This window comes from Psychrobacter sp. TB55-MNA-CIBAN-0194, from assembly GCF_040309505.1.
GTDB classification, from domain to species: Bacteria; Pseudomonadota; Gammaproteobacteria; order Pseudomonadales; family Moraxellaceae; genus Psychrobacter; species Psychrobacter fozii.
The window spans coordinates 1-254 of record NZ_JBEOOW010000530.1 but is presented as its reverse complement, the minus strand read 5'-3'; the positions used below and the strand labels follow the sequence as shown (position 1 = coordinate 254).

General features: G+C 48.0%; 1 protein-coding gene. It reads left to right on the top strand.

All coding sequences use genetic code 11. The features are described from left to right. On the top strand, positions 1-254 hold a 254-nt coding region (locus AAEY75_RS16160), incomplete at both ends, for a hypothetical protein (protein WP_352260169.1).

The window sequence follows — 254 nt, the reverse complement described above, 5'->3', positions numbered from 1 at the left end:
ATGACACACCGCGGTGGTATTGCCGCCGATGGAAAAACCGGTGACGGCTGTGGTCTTTTGATACAGAAGCCTGATGCTTTTTTGCGTAACGAAGCCATTAATTTGTTTAGTCACACCCTGTCTGACCTTTATGGCATTGGCATGGTGTTTTTAGATCAGGATGAAGCGCTTGCGACGGAGCAGCGTGACGAATTAACCAGACAGCTTAAAGAACAAGACTTGAATGTTGTTGGCTGGCGTGAAGTGCCTACCGA